Origin of the sequence: Sphingobacterium athyrii (genome assembly GCF_003071065.1) — a bacterium.
GTDB classification, from domain to species: domain Bacteria; phylum Bacteroidota; class Bacteroidia; order Sphingobacteriales; family Sphingobacteriaceae; genus Sphingobacterium; species Sphingobacterium athyrii.
Window position 1 is genome coordinate 1 of the sequence record NZ_QCXX01000014.1, and the last position, 16,029, is coordinate 16,029.

25 protein-coding genes and 3 pseudogenes are annotated in these 16,029 nt (G+C 34.6%); 22 read left to right on the forward strand and 6 right to left on the reverse strand.

Annotation, left to right across the window (positions count from 1 at the left end):
* Positions 1-13: 13 nt before the first annotated feature.
* Positions 14-343 carry a helix-turn-helix domain-containing protein gene (locus tag DCO56_RS28830; protein WP_108637124.1) on the reverse strand — a complete coding sequence of 110 codons (330 nt, stop codon included), beginning with the start codon at positions 341-343 and terminating at the stop codon, positions 14-16.
* 493 nt (positions 344-836) lie between these two features.
* Here DCO56_RS28830 and DCO56_RS28835 point away from each other — a divergent pair, with 493 nt between their 5' ends.
* From DCO56_RS28835 to DCO56_RS28855, 5 genes are all read left to right on the forward strand, one after another.
* Positions 837-1,523 (forward strand): hypothetical protein, encoded by a 687-nt coding sequence (locus tag DCO56_RS28835; RefSeq protein WP_108637125.1) that lies wholly within the window; start codon positions 837-839, stop codon positions 1,521-1,523.
* Positions 1,524-1,710: 187 nt separating this feature from the next.
* Entirely contained in the window at positions 1,711-2,133 is a 423-nt protein-coding gene (locus DCO56_RS28840) for an RHS repeat-associated core domain-containing protein (protein WP_108637126.1), read from the forward strand.
* Positions 2,115-2,519 carry a hypothetical protein gene (locus DCO56_RS28845; protein ID WP_108637127.1) on the forward strand — a complete coding sequence of 135 codons (405 nt, stop codon included), beginning with the start codon at positions 2,115-2,117 and terminating at the stop codon, positions 2,517-2,519. Before DCO56_RS28840 ends, DCO56_RS28845 begins: the two co-directional genes overlap by 19 nt.
* A 19-nt stretch (positions 2,520-2,538) precedes the next feature.
* Positions 2,539-2,769, forward strand: a complete 231-nt coding sequence (locus tag DCO56_RS28850; protein ID WP_108637128.1) for a hypothetical protein — start codon at positions 2,539-2,541, stop codon at positions 2,767-2,769.
* A gap of 106 nt (positions 2,770-2,875) precedes the next feature.
* Positions 2,876-3,289, forward strand: coding sequence for a hypothetical protein (locus DCO56_RS28855; protein ID WP_146191165.1), 414 nt, complete (start codon positions 2,876-2,878; stop codon positions 3,287-3,289).
* A gap of 654 nt (positions 3,290-3,943) precedes the next feature.
* Here DCO56_RS28855 and DCO56_RS28860 read toward each other — a convergent pair.
* The 3 genes from DCO56_RS28860 to DCO56_RS28870 form a co-directional block, all read right to left on the reverse strand.
* Positions 3,944-4,273 (reverse strand): helix-turn-helix domain-containing protein, encoded by a 330-nt coding sequence (locus DCO56_RS28860; protein WP_108637130.1) that lies wholly within the window; start codon positions 4,271-4,273, stop codon positions 3,944-3,946.
* Positions 4,274-4,554: 281 nt separating this feature from the next.
* A complete protein-coding gene (locus DCO56_RS28865) occupies positions 4,555-5,520 on the reverse strand; it encodes an AraC family transcriptional regulator (RefSeq protein WP_108637131.1) in 966 nt (321 codons plus the stop codon).
* 64 nt (positions 5,521-5,584) lie between these two features.
* Positions 5,585-6,028 (reverse strand): nuclear transport factor 2 family protein, encoded by a 444-nt coding sequence (locus DCO56_RS28870; protein WP_108637132.1) that lies wholly within the window; start codon positions 6,026-6,028, stop codon positions 5,585-5,587.
* 346 nt (positions 6,029-6,374) lie between these two features.
* Between DCO56_RS28870 and DCO56_RS28875 the strand changes: the two genes are divergently transcribed.
* The 9 genes from DCO56_RS28875 to DCO56_RS28910 all read left to right on the forward strand — a co-directional run bounded on the left by DCO56_RS28875 (position 6,375) and on the right by DCO56_RS28910 (position 11,843).
* Entirely contained in the window at positions 6,375-6,662 is a 288-nt protein-coding gene (locus DCO56_RS28875) for a hypothetical protein (RefSeq protein WP_108637133.1), read from the forward strand.
* A gap of 63 nt (positions 6,663-6,725) precedes the next feature.
* Entirely contained in the window at positions 6,726-7,250 is a 525-nt protein-coding gene (locus DCO56_RS28880) for a hypothetical protein (protein WP_146191166.1), read from the forward strand.
* A 1-nt stretch (position 7,251) separates the two neighbouring features.
* Positions 7,252-7,788, forward strand: a complete 537-nt coding sequence (locus DCO56_RS28885; protein ID WP_108637135.1) for an STM3941 family protein — start codon at positions 7,252-7,254, stop codon at positions 7,786-7,788.
* Between the two features lie 394 nt (positions 7,789-8,182).
* The gene (locus tag DCO56_RS29440) at positions 8,183-8,350 is read left to right on the forward strand and encodes a hypothetical protein (protein WP_181390707.1); all 168 of its coding nucleotides are present in this window, start codon (positions 8,183-8,185) and stop codon (positions 8,348-8,350) included.
* On the forward strand, positions 8,328-8,876 hold the full coding sequence (locus DCO56_RS28890; protein WP_108637136.1) for a hypothetical protein: 549 nt from the start codon (positions 8,328-8,330) through the stop codon (positions 8,874-8,876). Before DCO56_RS29440 ends, DCO56_RS28890 begins: the two co-directional genes overlap by 23 nt.
* Positions 8,877-9,017: 141 nt before the next feature.
* On the forward strand, positions 9,018-10,163 hold the full coding sequence (locus DCO56_RS28895; RefSeq protein WP_108637137.1) for an IS481 family transposase: 1,146 nt from the start codon (positions 9,018-9,020) through the stop codon (positions 10,161-10,163).
* Between the two features lie 289 nt (positions 10,164-10,452).
* Positions 10,453-10,923 carry a hypothetical protein gene (locus DCO56_RS28900; protein WP_108637138.1) on the forward strand — a complete coding sequence of 157 codons (471 nt, stop codon included), beginning with the start codon at positions 10,453-10,455 and terminating at the stop codon, positions 10,921-10,923.
* 37 nt (positions 10,924-10,960) lie between these two features.
* Entirely contained in the window at positions 10,961-11,125 is a 165-nt protein-coding gene (locus DCO56_RS30155) for a putative toxin (RefSeq protein ID WP_165307271.1), read from the forward strand.
* A 121-nt stretch (positions 11,126-11,246) separates the two neighbouring features.
* The gene (locus tag DCO56_RS28910) at positions 11,247-11,843 is read left to right on the forward strand and encodes a hypothetical protein (RefSeq protein WP_108637140.1); all 597 of its coding nucleotides are present in this window, start codon (positions 11,247-11,249) and stop codon (positions 11,841-11,843) included.
* Positions 11,844-11,871: 28 nt separating this feature from the next.
* Here the strand turns inward: DCO56_RS28910 and DCO56_RS30000 are convergent.
* Together DCO56_RS30000 and DCO56_RS28915 are read right to left on the reverse strand one after the other, a co-directional pair.
* Positions 11,872-12,012: pseudogene (locus tag DCO56_RS30000) on the reverse strand (helix-turn-helix domain-containing protein); the annotation flags it as partial.
* 87 nt (positions 12,013-12,099) lie between these two features.
* Positions 12,100-12,405, reverse strand: a pseudogene (locus tag DCO56_RS28915) (helix-turn-helix domain-containing protein); the annotation flags it as partial.
* A 115-nt stretch (positions 12,406-12,520) separates the two neighbouring features.
* Between DCO56_RS28915 and DCO56_RS28920 the strand changes: the two are divergent.
* The 8 genes and pseudogenes from DCO56_RS28920 to DCO56_RS29685 form a co-directional block, all read left to right on the forward strand.
* Positions 12,521-12,766 carry a hypothetical protein gene (locus DCO56_RS28920; protein ID WP_108637141.1) on the forward strand — a complete coding sequence of 82 codons (246 nt, stop codon included), beginning with the start codon at positions 12,521-12,523 and terminating at the stop codon, positions 12,764-12,766.
* Positions 12,763-13,026: an RHS repeat domain-containing protein gene (locus DCO56_RS28925; RefSeq protein ID WP_108637142.1), complete on the forward strand. Its 264-nt coding sequence runs from the start codon at positions 12,763-12,765 to the stop codon at positions 13,024-13,026. Before DCO56_RS28920 ends, DCO56_RS28925 begins: the two co-directional genes overlap by 4 nt.
* Positions 13,027-13,141: 115 nt before the next feature.
* The gene (locus tag DCO56_RS28930) at positions 13,142-13,579 is read left to right on the forward strand and encodes a hypothetical protein (RefSeq protein ID WP_108637143.1); all 438 of its coding nucleotides are present in this window, start codon (positions 13,142-13,144) and stop codon (positions 13,577-13,579) included.
* A gap of 9 nt (positions 13,580-13,588) precedes the next feature.
* Entirely contained in the window at positions 13,589-13,978 is a 390-nt protein-coding gene (locus DCO56_RS29445) for an RHS repeat-associated core domain-containing protein (protein ID WP_245935934.1), read from the forward strand.
* Entirely contained in the window at positions 13,975-14,277 is a 303-nt protein-coding gene (locus DCO56_RS28940) for a hypothetical protein (protein ID WP_108637144.1), read from the forward strand. The genes DCO56_RS29445 and DCO56_RS28940 overlap by 4 nt, the downstream gene beginning before the upstream one ends.
* Before the next feature lie 57 nt (positions 14,278-14,334).
* Positions 14,335-14,874, forward strand: coding sequence for a hypothetical protein (locus DCO56_RS28945; RefSeq protein ID WP_108637145.1), 540 nt, complete (start codon positions 14,335-14,337; stop codon positions 14,872-14,874).
* A gap of 56 nt (positions 14,875-14,930) precedes the next feature.
* Positions 14,931-15,221, forward strand: a pseudogene (locus DCO56_RS28950) (RHS repeat-associated core domain-containing protein); the annotation flags it as partial.
* A gap of 548 nt (positions 15,222-15,769) precedes the next feature.
* A partial coding sequence (locus DCO56_RS29685; protein WP_219929474.1) for a hypothetical protein occupies positions 15,770-16,029 on the forward strand: 260 nt, incomplete at its 3' end.

Genomic DNA, 16,029 nt, shown 5'->3' on the forward strand with positions numbered 1-16,029 from the left:
AATTTTACAGTTGTTATTTTTTGTACAACTGCTCATATAGGTCGATAACTTTTTTCTGAAGTTCGATAATTTCGTCGTCACGTTGTTGCAACTTTTGCTTAATTGCGTCTATCTCGTTGACATAGTCTTTAATCTCTTCTGTGTCAGAAGAAGATAAAAGCTGTAAAACCGAGACATTAAATAACTTTGAGATTTGGATTATCCTAGAGAGATTAATATCTGTGATTCCTGCTTCAATCTTAGAAAATGCTGGAATTGATATATCCAATTGTGTTGCAGCATCCTTTTGGCTCCAGCCTTTTTGGTGTCTAAGTAATCTAATTTTTTTTCCTAATGTGCTCATTTAAAAATTAATTAAAGTTTAAGATACGAAAAATATTCTTTTAATTAGAATATATTTGATTTTTTAAAATTTTAATGATTATGTGGAGAATACATTATGACAGAGAATGCCAATTCAGGGCGGAGCTTTGGTAGATGCTAATTGGATAATTGACGTAGGAGTGGGAGTGGGGAAGGTCTTTATAAGGGGGCTAATAAGATAATAAGTCAACAGCTTACCTTTGCTGAATATAGGGCAATGTATTGGTCGACTAGAGTAAAAGTTCCACTTGAATCATTAATAAATCGGGAAACTGGACAGGTTCGGAAACAGTATACAGAATTACACCACAGATTTATCCCCCAGAGATGGAAGTGAGCGCCCAATTGGCTGAAAAATAATAGTTGGAATTTAAAAGCAGTTAGTAGTCTGGAACATGCAAAAATGGATCCTTTTAGAGCAAGGTTTGCTCTAGCATGGGCGAAAGACCTTTATAAATTAAAATGGAAATAGTATGTTTAATTTTTTCAAAAGAAATAGTTTATCTAGCCATGATTTGGTATTTCTAAAATGTATTGTAGAATGCCTTCCTGATAAATATTCATATTTAAAACCACAAGTGACGGAAGACTTTATTATTGGCAAAAAAATAAATAAACATGGGGCTTTAGGCGCATATGTATTTACGTTAAACGCGAAGTTAGAATCTCACTTTTTAAATACAAACCTGCCAGAATATTTTATCATTAAGGATATACGCGTGTTTGATACGAAACTGAAAAGATACAATATTGTTGAATTCGATATTCTTCAAGGGATGCTTGCTGGGTATTATTTGAATGGTAATATAAAGGATTTGGATTTAAGTAAAATCGATACTTCCCATATTAAAGAGAAGAATTTTAAAGACCAAGATAAAAATAATCTAAGAATGATTTTAGGAGGATCTTACGATGAAGTAGTTAAATTATTAGATCTAAAATCAACTTTTCATATCAATGTGTCTGAAGGTGATTTTTATGTAATTAACGACTTTGGTGATGGGAATTATTTGGCTATCAATTCTCAAGGAGCCATTTATGGGCTAATCCATGACCCTTACGAAATTCAGAAAATATTTGATTCACCGGAAGCGCTGCTTAACGGATTGAAAAAAGGTACGTTTAATCCGGAATTATACTATCAGAAAAAGGTGAAGTAATCATTATCGGTGTCAAATATTATAATCTTTGAAAAAGGATGAAGGAACTAATATTAATTTGAGAAAACACATTTTTGCACATTACAAGAAGCTAAACACATAATAATTCTTAGTTTTGTTTATGACGAAGACAGCAACCGTGTAATGAAAAAAGATCATCGTACCGGCGCGGTGACGTGGTATAGTTATGATGGTGATGGGAGTATTGGCAGCGATCTTTGAACAGCAGGGTACAGGCGCAGTGCAGCTGAAGGAACAACCGGCTTATGGATCTGACAGATTAGGTACATTTTACAGGCTTGGCAGTAATTATCAGTACACGATCACTGACCATGTCGGCAATACGCGTATAGTGATCAATCGCAATAAGACGGCAGGCGGCGCTGCCGACATTGTTTATTATGCAGACTACTATCCATTTGGAATGGAGGCGCGCTCTGGAGGTATTGAAAATAGATTCGGTTATCAAGGTCTGTATGCGGAGAAAGACAAAGAAACAGGTTGGAATAATTTTGAACTGAGGAACTATGATGCTGCTATAGGCAGATGGCTGACAACGGATCCTTATGGTCAATATCACCTTATGTTGGGATGGGAAATAATCCGGTGAGCGGTTCTGATGTCGATGGTCGATGGAGTGGGGGGCCAAAACCAGGTGGACCAATTGTGGCACATTTTAAGTTATATGAAGTCGTCGTCAATGGGTTTAAATCCACAAAAAATTATTTTAAAAATTTAACATGGCCGCAGTTTTGGGATGAATTTCAATCAGGAATACCTGGACATCAATACACTCGCTATGTCATCAACGATATACAACGGGGAGATTATGTTAGAGCTGCAGCAGGAATGGCTAATGGTACTGCTGATATATTTACATTTGGGATGGGTTTCACAGCCAAGCCGGCTCAACTTGTAGTTACTGAGAGTTTAGTATCTTCTAAACAAGTTGCATCAAAGGAAGTGCAAGTCCTGGAAAAATACCTTCTCAATTAATATTTAAAATTAACTAAAAATGGTAAAAATAATATTTGAAAGTTGGGATGTTGGGATGAGGAAAATTCCATTCATGAAGCTCTTAAATGAGAAAGCAGGGGTGAGTTTACAAGAAGCAAAAAATCTAAAAGATAGATTAGTTGACAACAACGAAATTATTGAAGTCGAAATTGATGATGAAATCTTGGCAAAGGAGATTTTAGAAGAGGCTCAAAAATTAAAAGTGAACGGAAGATTAGAGAGCCAATAACAAACCTAACGGCAAAAGTGGCTCTATGTTTGGAAAGAAACCAATTTTAACATCAGATTTCATTAAAGCATGAGTCCGAAAGGAATTAAATTAAAACGGCTGTAATATGAATTTTGAAGAAATAAATAGAGTTTTGTTTTTTACATTAAATGATATTTGCCCAATTGCGACAAGTAGAATATCAATGATGTCAATTGATGATCGGTATGCGGTATACCCATTTCTACGTTTCAGATTTAAGGACAAAGATAAAAATGATGTTATATATAGCAAAATCAGGGATGCAGTAAGAAATTTTAAAGGGTTATTGACATGGGAAATGATAACCTATGATGATGTGCCAAATTATTTAATTTTGCCTAGTTATGTCTATAGTGACGGAAGGCCAACGAGTGGTGATTTAAATGAGCATTTATTAGCAAAATATGGAGAAAATTTATATCGACAAATGATTGATCAAGCTATTGTTGATATTCCAAATTTAGCGTGTTACATTCAAAATAAGCTCCAAGTTGAATAGTGCAGATTTTCAATACTTATATTAAGACTAATTGGACCAAAATTATTTGAATTTATTTGCATTTAGATCGAAAGCACTAATTGCTATATGCCTAAAAAATTGAAATGATTAGGGTAAAATGATACTAGCAAATGCTTGCTTATGAATACAAAATGGTCAGGCATATAAAAAAAGAATGTCTAACTAAAGCCCAAGATCGGGCTTTAGTTAGACATTACAAATATGCTTTTCCAGCCTTTTAGACTCTTATAAGTGCATCACGCACAAGAATACTTGTTCTTGGCCGTTTTCGCGGGCATACGGATATCTCCATGATCCTGCTGAGCGTAGCGGAATCCAAAAGTGTATCTGTCTTTCCTAAAAGATAATCCGGCAAACACCGAGCACATCTTCCAGCTTTGAGGCCACTTCCACAAAGAGGATAACCTCGTCCCTTTCATACAGGCCGATAATATCGCTGGAAGTCTCACTTTCTTGCCAAGATAGCTCTGTGAGGTGAGAGTTTCTTAACCTTTCTCAATGTTATCAGTCTTTGTCCAAGAGGCATACCTATCAGTTATTAAAATGCCATATCCTTGGCCTTAATACAAAAATAGGGTTTCCTAAGTCAGCTTTGAATTTGGTGCCGTATTCCGATTGGTAATTTTACAGTTGTTATTTTTTGTACAACTGCTCATATAGGTCGATAACTTTTTTCTGAAGTTCGATAATTTCGTCGTCACGTTGTTGCAACTTTTGCTTAATTGCGTCTATCTCGTTGACATAGTCTTTAATCTCTTCTGTGTCAGAAGAAGATAAAAGCTGTAAAACCGAGACATTAAATAACTTTGAGATTTGGATTATCCTAGAGAGATTAATATCTGTGATTCCTGCTTCAATCTTAGAAAATGCTGGAATTGATATATCCAATTGTGTCGCAGCATCCTTTTGGCTCCAGCCTTTTTGGTGTCTAAGTAATCTAATTCTTTTTCCTAATGTGCTCATTTAAAAATTAATTAAAGTTTAAGACACGAAAAATATTCTTTTAATTAGAATATATTTGATTTTTTAAAATTTTAATGATTATGTGGAGAATACATTATGACAGAGATTAGATAAGATCCTCGCATACTTGTGACTTCATGAAGCTAAATAATTGGTCTAATTTGAATAACTTTACCTACGATGTAAACGGTAACGGTGTTACAAATTCAAGGGGTGAGATTACAGAGACAAATTAGCAAAAATTATGTTTTGGGTTAGATAAAGTATGACTGGTACCATTTTTAAATCATACTTCGAAACTGACTTGGAGAAATATGCTGCCTTTTCTTAAAAAAAGTGCTGAAGTGAGAGGGGCCCTCAAACCCCAAGCTATAGGCAATTTCAGAAATCGCCCATGAACTATGCTTCAACATTATTTTTGCCTCCCGAAGTATTCTGTCAGAAATTAGATCAGAAGTAGTTTTTTGAGTAGTATCTTTTACGGACTTATTAAGATGATTGACATGGACAGCCATTTGATCAGCGAATTCTGAGGCACTTCTGAGTCGAAGCCCATCCATGGTATTTTGGATCGGAAATTGATTTTCCAAGAGATCTAAAAATAAGGTAGTCAAGCGCTTTGCGGCGTTGTTTTTCTCAGGGAGAAAGTAGGTGGAAGGTCGCATCTTCATGGCAGAATGTATCAGTTGCAAGATGTGACTTCTAATGGAATCATTTTTATACTCAAAATTTGACTTCTGTTCTTCCATTATTTGAGCACATATCTGTATAAGTGAATTTTTTTCGTTGCTTGTTAACTCATATACAGGGAATCCTCCAGGCTGAAAAACAGGATATTTCTTTATATTTCCGAATTCGTTAAAAAAAGATTCCGTAAAGATACAGCTAAATCCAAACTGCTTTACATCAAGCGGTTCCCAATCATAGGGAATAGATGGGGTAGCGAATAGCAGACCGTTTTCCATGATCTCAAAACTTTTATCCGCATAATGGATCTTACTCTTACCAGAGACCACACATATCTTAAAATAGTCCTTTCTCCCATAAGTGACGGGTTTGGCATACTGGGGAGAAAGTTCTTTTATTTCAAAAATATTAAAATGACCTTGTGGACTATTGAGGTCGAATGATTTAACAAATTCATGCGTGGCATAATATTCTTCCAGTGTCTCGGGTTTTGTCATACTTAAGCGCCTTAAAAGCTTGATTGATTCTCTTAAATGGCCAAAAATACTGTTTTTTTTCATAGTATATCTATTTAAAAAGATAAGTCCAAATAGCTAAACTACTTGGACTTTATTGCTGCATATTTTACGCTTGTACAAAGTCTGCAAGAGGTGCATTGATCGATTCAAGTGCGACCATTGGATTCCAAAAGTCGACATATTTCAGAATCTTACCTGCTGTATCAGTGGTCACCACCGAAATATATTTTTGGATATAGGGCTTACCTGTAGATAATGCATATCCATCACTCGTAAACTCTGCTATGACAAGTGTCGGCTCTTCGGTCAGATGAAAATGGAGGTTTTCGAATTTGACTTTGAAGTGTTTTGGAAAATTTTTCATGTAGTCAAATAGTTCATCTTTTCCGCTCACTTTCGTAGGGAAATCCTTTGGCCCATATGGAAATTCCAATAAACCGCTGCCGTCGAATAGGTCTACCCATTTTTCGATCTGACCTGTTGACAAAAATTCCAAATGGTTTTTAAATGTCTGTTGTGCTGCATTTCTGATTTCTTCTTTAGTTTTCATTTTTTCTAATTTTTAAGATTTAACAAATACCGCTATTCAGCAGTTATATTTTCTGATACAAAATTAGCCCGGAAAACAGGCTCACTGTTTTAAGAAATCAAAGGAATACTTTAACAGATCAATCATTATGGGCAGCGAGTTGAAAATTTTAAAGTTTAAGAGGGTCTCTGTTAGTAAATTTAAATACTTTTAGTAAATTTCGGATTGGATTACAGGTGATAACAGTGGTGGAGATGGGTAAAATTCTAATATAAAGAAAGGTTACTATTCTCATTACAAATTCAAACTCAAACCAGAGAGCTATATCAATGAAATAAAATATAAAAAAATCAAGCAACAATCTGGAATGAAGTTAATTAATTATTTTTCTGATCCCACCGAGGCAGTTTTGACAACATCATTTGTCTTGAATAAGACGGATCAAATAACTAGAGTGTATCATCATCAAGAGGATGGAATGTGGGAATTTATTAGTGAAAGAGCGGTTGAAGAATCGGACTATAAAGTTATTTCTATGGAAGAGATATTGAACATAGATGAGGGGCTGTTGTCTCTTTCTGATATGGAGCCTGGCTTTTTTGCTTATAGAAAAGAACCGAATGTTGCTTTTGAGATAAAAATAATAGAAGAGTAATTTTTTTTGTTTCAGCGCCCAATCTTTCTCGGATTGGGCGTTGTAGATAATGTAAGCGCTACGATGCGATTGGTTGATTTAAGGGAAAACAATGTTGCATCACAAAATATTTTAAGTGATGCTCTCAATACACTTGGAAAAGTAAATGATGGAATATCTGGATTAGCTGAAGGATTAAAGACTAATGGCTTTAATAGTGCAAAGTTGTATATTGGCCAAATACGGCCAAGTGTCGCATATGGATTTAGAGTTTACATGAAACCTGTAATTCAAAGTAACATTGGAAAAAGTTTAAGCCGTACAGCGAACATCGCTGGCATTACAATTTCTGCTGCTACCGTTGCAAATACTTATTTAGAAGAGGGATATCGAGGGCCAAAAACTACAATGGAAATGGAAATGGGAAAGGCGGCAACAGGAATGGCAGGGGCATGGGCAGGGGCCAGAATAGGAGCCGCCGCTGGAGGTGTCTTAGGTTCATTCTTTCCAATTCTTGGGAATGGGGTTGGCGCTATTGCCGGTGGTATTATAGGAGGAATTGCTGGAGGAATAGGGGGAAGTTTAATTGCTGAGGAAGCATATAATTAAAATGGATACAATAAAAATAAACTTTAACATTAAAAGAAAAATATTAATTATAATAATGATGTTAGCCTTTATTATAATTGGCATGTGGCTGCTGCTTAATGCTGAATATCTTTCAACGAAATGGATAATTCATAATTATTTGGTGATTGAAATCATAGGGGGATTAACTATTTTTATTTTCGGATCAATGCTAGTTCTCTCATTTAAATTAATGATTAGAAAAACTGCATTGATTATCGAAAAAGAGGGATTTACAGATTTGTCGAGCGTAGGAGGTGAAGCTGGATTTATAAAATGGGATGAAGTTAGAGATATTCAGCAAATAGAAATAAATGGTACAACGGTAATCAAAGTATTATTAATTGATCCAATCAGTTTTATAAATAGAAGACGAAGTCTTTTTTCCCGTTTATCTTTGAAAAGAAACTACTCTACTTATCGAACTCCAGTGATAATACCGATGTTTTCATTAAATATTTATGTTGATGACCTGGAGAAAATACTGAGAGATTATTGGGATCAAGGTAAAAAAATGTAAATTGTGTTAATAATTTTGGGTTATAAGTCTGGAGGTGGAAAAAATTATTCAATATTTAATTATACGGTAGGTGCACATATGGGACCGAAGGCAGTTATTGTGGCGGTTAACGGAGTAAATAAAAGACCATATGAATAATTTTAAGTCGAATTATCTCTTTTATGCAGCGTTTATTATTTTGATAGCGGTGACGTTAATTCGTAGTTATTTTAAAGCGGGAATTTAGAACAGATTATAATTTTGAAGTTACTAATTTGGAGATTACCGCGAAAAAAGAAGTTACATTGTAAAGCGGTGATAAAAAGATTGCTTTTTCTTTGTTCTCTTTCTAATTTAGAAAGTAGCGAGGTTTGGTTTTGATACATATCAAGGATATAAATCCGGGACAGTTGGAATGGATATGACTTTAGGAATACCTATCCCCTACATAAGAAGGCAGCCTGAACCATCTACAGGTCGTATTGTAACTGGAGGCGATCCATTGGATCTGAAAGGAACTAAGCCGATTTTTGTTCCACAATCTTTCCAGACTGGTAATTATGAGTTTGATAATCAAGGATAGTTTTATGTTGTTTGTTTTATTGATTTTATTAAATCTTAGCTCTTGTAAAAATATGATTAATGAGGATGTATACCCTTTGGATTTTTATACCCAGTATAGACAATTTTATTTGACTGATGGGGCTGATGAATTTCCTGATAGTGACCTGTGGACAGAGCAAACTCATCATGAAAGAATGGCTGTAAATAAAGGTTTTTTAGCTGTAGGTACAGAATGTTATGGTCCAGTAAAGGGGCAGTTGGAAATAAAGAATGATGGATCTAATATTGAAAATTTAGAGGAATATGATCATGTTGTTGAAGGTAAAATCGATATTGAGAAAGGTGTTTTACAAGTTCAGGACTGTCCTACATCAAGTGTAGTTCAAGAAGTTGAGCTACCATCGGGATTGTATAGTGTTCGGGTTTATTCAAAAGGTTTGACGACTGTTGAGGGGGATGAAGGAGATGATTTTTATCGTATAGTTATTTGGCCAGCTACGAATAATGATAAGAAAGTAAAGGTCTTAAAACAATACACTCCGTAGTTTCGATATTACTGAAGACTAGTATATAAACAGCGGTGCCAATCTTGAAAAAGGTTGGCACTATTGTTTATTTATTGTGAAGTAGTCAAGACTTAATCTGACAGTTGCAATAAATTAACGACTGTAAAATAGATTAGAGTTATGACAACACAAGAAAAAATCATCATGAACAAACTGGGTGTTTTAGAACTTGCCCAGCATTTAGGAAATGTATCAAGAGCCTGTAAAGTAATGGGCTATTCCAGAGACAGCTTTTATCGATTCAAAGAATTGTATGATCAGGGAGGCGAACTTGCGTTTCAGGAACTTTCTAGAAGAAAGCCAGTGTTAAAGAACCGAGTAGAAGAACATATTGAAAAAACTGTTGTGGATTTGGCCATAGACCAACCCGCTTTAGGTCAATTACGGGTATCTAATGAGTTAAAAAAGCAAGGGATATTGATATCACCTGGAGGAGTTCGGAGCATATGGATGCGCCATGATTTGCAAACTTTTAAGCTTAGATTAAAGGCTTTAGAAGCAAAATCGGCACAGGAAGGTATTGTTTTGACGGAAGCCCAGCTTATAGCACTGGAGAAAGCTAAAGAAGAAAAAAAGGCACACGGCGAAATAGAAACGTATCATCCTGGATATTTAGGAGCGCAGGACACTTATTATGTTGGAAATATTAAAGGAGTCGGGCATATATATCAACAAACTTTCATAGATACCTATTCCAAAGTCGCTTTTACAAAACTGTATGATCGGAAGAATGCATTAGTTGCCGCAGATATGCTAAACGACCAAGTGGTGCCATTTTTCGAGCAACATGACATAAGATTGTTAAGGATATTAACAGACCGCGGAACAGAATACTGTGGTGTAAGAGATCAGCATGAGTATCAGCTCTATTTAGCAATCGAAGATATAGATCACACGAAAACCAAAGCAAAAAGCCCTCAAACAAATGGCATTTGTGAACGTTTCCATCGCACAATTCAAGATGAGTTTTATGCAGTTGCATTCAGAAAGAAAGTATATCGTAGCATTCAGGAGCTCCAAAATGATCTAGATCGTTGGATGACTTACTATAATCAGGATCGTACCCACACTGGAAAATACTGCTTTGGGAAGACACCTAGGCAGACCTTCGACGATACAATTTATTTGGCAAAGCAAAAGATGCTGGAAACGCTAACACAAGATCAACTTGTTACTTATCCAATACAGGAGAATAAGCAACAAGTCACATCTTTAGATTTTGAAGAAACATCACTATATTCGAATAGGCAATCTGACAATTTTTAAGAACACCTAACTGTCAGATCAAGTAGTGGCTATTACACAGAAGTTGGATATCAATTTCAAAAGCATTTTGGTAGAGGAGGTTCTTGGGGAGATGCAATTTCTCAAGGAGCCAAATTGAATCCAGCTACTTTTAATGAAGCTGGGTATAAAACATTTCAAGAAATTTGGAAAGCTCCAGGATCGTTTCAGAAAGTTGGGGGATTTTTAGAGAAAAGACTGCCAGATGGAAGGGGTATAAGATTGCAGGACAATTGGATGTTTAAAGGATTTTTTGATTAATCAATTTGATATGGTAACATCAACATTAATTGAAATAATTTTTAAGGGTGTATTTTCAACTTTGAATATTAGCTTTTTATCGGAGTTATTATTTGGAGCCAAAGAAATAAGGTTTAACCTTCCTGAACTTTCATCTTCGTATGAACTAGAAACGATCATTAAAATCTTCAATTTAAACAGTTATGTAGATCTAGTAATTACTACTGACAAGTTGAATGTAAATGGAAGAGATGTTAAAAATGTGTTTGTCAACATAGGACGAAACGACGATGACTTTGACCTGTTATTTTATTTTGATATTAAAGATTTAGATGGAAATAATTATAAGTTGAAAGTTGATCATTTAAAAACGTGGGCTAATAATTTCTGTGATAGGTATAATTTTAATTATTTCATAGGCCAAATGGATAATGCCAATGATGAGGAATATTACTTCGATAGTAATGGTATAGGACCTCTTTATGACAAGATAGGCCGCTAAGACGGGAATTGCAAATTCTAAAGCAATGGGCAGTGCTATGGAGCAGGCTTTAGGGATGTCGAGTTCTAAAACTGCAATCAATATCGGTGGTAGAACAAGATTTCCAGATAGATTAGCGAATGGGTTACTTGAGGAATCTAAGAATGTTAAACACCTCAATTTTACAGAACAGTTAAGGGATTATTTGAACTATTCGCAATAGAATGGTTTACAGATGATTTTGCATACTCGTCCAAGTACTACTTTTTCCAAACCACTTAAACAATTAATTGATAACGGAACTATTATTCACAATAAAGTTGTAGGCTTTTAAAATATTAATTATGGTTGATATAGAAATTTTAGAAAAGCGATGGGCAGAGTTGGCAAGCAAGCCAAAGACAAAAGAAGAAATAGAAGAAACTCTTTTATTAGCCAAGCAGATTGAGTTAGAACGAGCAAAAGAATATCAAGGATTAATAGATGAACTTGCTGTTTTAGATATTAAAATAAATTCTATTTGGGATTTAGTAAATACTAAAAGCAAGTACCCAAAAGCTATTCCTATTTTAATGAAATATTTACCGTTAGTAAACTATGTCAGAAATAAAGAAGGTATAGTCAGAGCTTTAACTGTTCCTGAAGCAAAAGGTATTGTAGTGCCTTTGTTAATAAGGGAATATTTGCAATTATCCAATGACAAGGAGAATTTAAAATGGGTCATTGGAAATGCTGTAAATGTAACAATCACAAAAAGTGAAGTGGCTAATATTTTTCCTATAGTACTAAACAAAGAGAATGGCTTATCAAGGCAAATGTTTGTATCTGCCTTAGGTAAAATAAAAGCAGAGAATGTAAAAGATGTATTACTTAGGTTGGTCAATGATGATGATAAGGTAATCAGTGATGAAGCAAAAAAATCATTAAAAAAAGTATCCTAACAGCGAGCCACCTAATCGGTGGCTTTTGTTATTTAGCGTATGCCTGTTTATTTGTAAAATCCCTGATGAGTGCATCAAGGGTTACGAAAATATATTCCTTGTCCTTATCGGAGAGCTTGGTGACTTTCTGCACCCTGTCGAGCGTGGCCTTGTCGAGTTCGAACCCCGAGTATGTAGGTGTACCCAGATACGAACACGGTGTTCTGTTTTAGCGGTAATTGCTCAAAGAATGGTAAGGCAATGGACACGATACAGTTTATCCAGGACAAAGAAAGCTGCAGCAAACACGAGGCTCATATAGGTCGATTACTTTTTTCTGAAGTTCGATAATTTCATCGTCACGTTCTTGCAACTTTTGCTTAATTGTGTCTATCTCGTTGACATAGTCTTTAATCTCTTCTGTGTCAGAAGAAGATAAAAGCTGTAAAACCGAGACATTAAATAACTTTGAGATTTGGATTATCCGAGAGAGATTAATATCTGTGATTCCTGCTTCAATCTTAGAAAATGCTGGAATTGATATATCCAATTGTGTCGCAGCATCCTTTTGGCTCCAGCCTTTTTGGTGTCTAAGTAATCAAATTTTTTTTCCTAATGTGCCCATTTAAAATTTTAATGATTATGTGGAGAATACATTATGACAGAGGTTAGATAGGATCCTCGCATACTGTGACTTCATGAAGCTAAATAATTGGTCTAATCTGAATAACTTTACCTACGATGTAGATGATACCGGTAATACAAATTCATGGGTCGAAATCACCAAAAGCGATTATAATTACTTAGATTTACCTGTAAAGCTAGTCAAAGGCACTGAAAACGTCTTGTACAGTTATGATGCAATAGGCAGGAAGCTGATAAAAACATTAGAATCTGCTGTAATGCAGACGTTGACCGTATCCAGTACGAGAATGGAGTATTGAAGTTTATTCAGACCGAGGAGGGCAGGATTCTTCCAAATGGCAGTTCTCATATTTATGAATACTTTTTAAAGGATCATCTTGGCAATATACCTGTCGTGGTAGACCATAGTGGGAAGATCAAGCAGATCCAGTATTACTATCCATTTGGTATGGAGATGAATCAGGGGAATGCATTGAGTAATTCTAACCCTTACAAATACAATGGCAAGGAGAAACAGGTAGAACTGGAGCTGGATTATGTAGGAGGCTACGGTTTTTAATAGTGGAGTCCAATCTAAATTTATCCTGGATATCGTTATCCTTCCGAAAATACATTACGATTGGAACAGGGATTAAAACCAAGAGTAAATTATTTGAAATTTTATCAAGTAAAAAATGAAAGTATTGCGTCTAATACCGTTGTTGTTTTTATTTTCATTTTGTAGACAACAACGTGAAAGTAAAAAAGAAGCCAATATTATTTATCGAATAGGTTTTGAGTACATTGAACTGTCATTTGACGAATCTGGCCAGGCAAAGGCCAAGACAGGTAGATCAAATTCTATTGGTGAAGATAAATTTTTAGCAGAGTCAACGACAGACAGTACGACGTTTTTTATAAAAAATAGTCCACTTTTCTTTAGGAAACTGGAACGATTGAGAGAAAAGCAAGTTGAAAGTGCAAAAGGTTATAGTAGAACTCAGATTCTTCTAAATGATTCTCTTTATTTTGACACTAAGATGTATTCTGCTGATTTTTGGGATATTTATTCAATAATATCTGATGGTATACCAATAGATTTTAACCCTTTTAAAACCAGAAAATTCGAATAAATATTACCAGTGGATTATGGAGCGAGGTTCTACGATGCGGAGATAGGAAGGTGGAATGTGGTGGATCCGCTGGCGGAGATGCATTATAATCTTAATGGATACAATTATGTAATGAATAATCCTATTATTTTTAAAGACTTATTCGGTCTTGATACAGTTTCATCAAATAATTTAGTTATGAAGAACTATAAGGTAGATAAAGATGTTGTACAAATGGAAGAGGCAGTGGTTACTCGAACTTCTTATAGTAATTCTAGAAATTTCAGATTGAGTTATGCTATCTCAAGAAATGTGGACAAATTAGATATGAAGGGAGTAATTGTAGATTCCGATTGGGAGACGGTCAAACATTATTATAATGGTAATGGACAGTCGGTAACAATAGGAAAAAATCCTTGAAAAAAGTGCTCCTGTCACCTGTTTTTATCGAACTACATAAACAAATTTCAAAAGGAAGGTTTAAAACAAATACAGGAATTAATTTTACGAAACATAAATTTTACATTGGCAGGACTACCGTTAATATTTTTGCTGATCCTTTTAAGAGAGAGGTAACATATACTTTATTTGAAGGTGATGGATTTTGGGATCCAGATTTTATTGATGAAAAATATTATCAGGGTCACAGGCTGTGCCAGATGGGAAAGGTTCAAATTTGGAAAGAGGGGGAGTTCCATATGATTATAATCCAACAATAATTACTATTCCATTTTATTAATATGAAGGATGTCCTAACGATTATATCAGCTTTGTTAATGACTGTCATTAATTTTATTTCAGTAGGATTTTGGTATGATAATATTAAATATTCAATTTCTGAATCTAGCTTAGAAAAAAAATATTATATAGCACATGATTTGAAAATAGATTATTGGGGCTACGATATTTCAGCGAATAATTATGGAGTTGTGATTACAGATAATTCTGGAGGCTTGGTTCTTTACAAAGGAATGTCAATCGAAGGAAAAGGTGTTATTTCAAAACTTCTTGGATATTATGTGAGGGAAAATAGGTTTGTTGTTTTAGTGGAATTAGAAAATAATATTAAAATCATAGTTGAATTTCGATATGGTAAAATTTATAAAATCTCCCCAAAACCTATGAATGAAAATGATGATATTTATAATTCCTTCGATAATAAAGAATTGGTTCGTTGGTTGAACTATAAAAATACCTATCATATTCCTCTTACATTATTTACATTCATATTAGGAGTAAGTGTGATTATTAATATGGTTTTGATATATAGAATAATAAGAATATTAAAAACGAACCGATTCCCATCTCAAACCTGAGAGGGGACACTATAATATCGATATAGAAGCTTTGGAATCAGCGTGATTATGGGGCTAGATTTTATGATGCAGAGATAGGCAGGTGGAATGTTGAGGATCCGCTGGCTAGTGAAGCTTACGATTGGTCTCCTTATCGCTATGGTTATAATAATCCAATGAAGTTTATTGATTCAACAGGGATGCTTGAAGATGACTACACTGTTGATGATTTTGGCAAAATAAATCTTGTTCGTAAAACTGACGATAATTTTGATCGATTAATTAAAGTGGATGACAATGGAAATGAGGCCAACACTTCCATTATCTTAGATAAAGGCATTTTAAAAGAGACACCGGGATCAAGGTAAAAAAATGTAAATTGTGTTCATAATTTTGGGTTATAAGTCTGGAGGTGGAAAAAATTATTCAATATTTAATTATACGGTAGGTGCACATATGGGACCAAAGGCAGTTATTGTGGCGGTTAACGGAGTAAATAAAAGACCATATGAAAAATTTTAAGTCGAATTATCTCTTTTATGCAGCGTTTATCATTGTGATAGCTATTCTCCCTATCTCTTTATCTATAGAAAAGATAGCTTGGGTGAAAAGCAATTGTATTTAAAAGTAAAAGGATATAATACTTGGGTGTTTCATGGGTTTGATGATTAGGATAGATGCCTAAAATAAGAGTAAGACCGGATAGCCATTGGCTCCCTGTCCTTGCGGCACGTCTGAGCCAATAGACTAAACATAGAAACCATCAGAGCTAATACCATAAGAGCTCTGATGCTCTTCAATGCCTTAAAAGAAAAATTAGGTGATTGAAAAACTAAAGCCAAGCATGTCAGCGCCATGCAAAAAGTATTTTTACAACTCACTTTTCGGTAGATAGTTTTTTTATATCGCGGAATAAATGAAAAAGGAAATAAATGGAAAAGTTCACTTAAAAAGAAGCAAAAGAAAGACTATGGCTAATGCAAACCAACCCGTTTCTAGGGCAACCAAAGTGGTAAAAATGATCTTGAAAATTTTACTGATAAGTTTTTTAGGTTTAATTGGATACATGATTATTGACGCCTTAATAAGTCTATCACCAAGATCCGTGTATTGTCTTTCAGATAATAAATGTATCACTGTAATGAATGGAAAAGATGATGAAATCTATTTTATCCC

Excerpts from the sequence above, each read along its gene's own strand:
- DCO56_RS28830 (WP_108637124.1), bottom strand. The coding sequence starts at position 343 with ATGAGCACATTAGGAAAAAAAATTAGATTACTTAGACACCAAAAAGGC.
- DCO56_RS28835 (WP_108637125.1), top strand. The coding sequence starts at position 837 with ATGTTTAATTTTTTCAAAAGAAATAGTTTATCTAGCCATGATTTGGTA.
- DCO56_RS28840 (WP_108637126.1), top strand. The coding sequence starts at position 1,711 with ATGATGGTGATGGGAGTATTGGCAGCGATCTTTGAACAGCAGGGTACA.
- DCO56_RS28845 (WP_108637127.1), top strand. The coding sequence starts at position 2,115 with ATGGGAAATAATCCGGTGAGCGGTTCTGATGTCGATGGTCGATGGAGT.
- DCO56_RS28850 (WP_108637128.1), top strand. The coding sequence starts at position 2,539 with ATGGTAAAAATAATATTTGAAAGTTGGGATGTTGGGATGAGGAAAATT.
- DCO56_RS28855 (WP_146191165.1), top strand. The coding sequence starts at position 2,876 with ATGAATTTTGAAGAAATAAATAGAGTTTTGTTTTTTACATTAAATGAT.
- DCO56_RS28860 (WP_108637130.1), bottom strand. The coding sequence starts at position 4,273 with ATGAGCACATTAGGAAAAAGAATTAGATTACTTAGACACCAAAAAGGC.
- DCO56_RS28865 (WP_108637131.1), bottom strand. The coding sequence starts at position 5,520 with ATGAAAAAAAACAGTATTTTTGGCCATTTAAGAGAATCAATCAAGCTT.
- DCO56_RS28870 (WP_108637132.1), bottom strand. The coding sequence starts at position 6,028 with ATGAAAACTAAAGAAGAAATCAGAAATGCAGCACAACAGACATTTAAA.
- DCO56_RS28875 (WP_108637133.1), top strand. The coding sequence starts at position 6,375 with ATGAAGTTAATTAATTATTTTTCTGATCCCACCGAGGCAGTTTTGACA.
- DCO56_RS28880 (WP_146191166.1), top strand. The coding sequence starts at position 6,726 with ATGCGATTGGTTGATTTAAGGGAAAACAATGTTGCATCACAAAATATT.
- DCO56_RS28885 (WP_108637135.1), top strand. The coding sequence starts at position 7,252 with ATGGATACAATAAAAATAAACTTTAACATTAAAAGAAAAATATTAATT.
- DCO56_RS29440 (WP_181390707.1), top strand. The coding sequence starts at position 8,183 with ATGGATATGACTTTAGGAATACCTATCCCCTACATAAGAAGGCAGCCT.
- DCO56_RS28890 (WP_108637136.1), top strand. The coding sequence starts at position 8,328 with ATGAGTTTGATAATCAAGGATAGTTTTATGTTGTTTGTTTTATTGATT.
- DCO56_RS28895 (WP_108637137.1), top strand. The coding sequence starts at position 9,018 with ATGACAACACAAGAAAAAATCATCATGAACAAACTGGGTGTTTTAGAA.
- DCO56_RS28900 (WP_108637138.1), top strand. The coding sequence starts at position 10,453 with ATGGTAACATCAACATTAATTGAAATAATTTTTAAGGGTGTATTTTCA.
- DCO56_RS30155 (WP_165307271.1), top strand. The coding sequence starts at position 10,961 with ATGGAGCAGGCTTTAGGGATGTCGAGTTCTAAAACTGCAATCAATATC.
- DCO56_RS28910 (WP_108637140.1), top strand. The coding sequence starts at position 11,247 with ATGGTTGATATAGAAATTTTAGAAAAGCGATGGGCAGAGTTGGCAAGC.
- DCO56_RS28920 (WP_108637141.1), top strand. The coding sequence starts at position 12,521 with ATGAAGCTAAATAATTGGTCTAATCTGAATAACTTTACCTACGATGTA.
- DCO56_RS28930 (WP_108637143.1), top strand. The coding sequence starts at position 13,142 with ATGAAAGTATTGCGTCTAATACCGTTGTTGTTTTTATTTTCATTTTGT.
- DCO56_RS28945 (WP_108637145.1), top strand. The coding sequence starts at position 14,335 with ATGACTGTCATTAATTTTATTTCAGTAGGATTTTGGTATGATAATATT.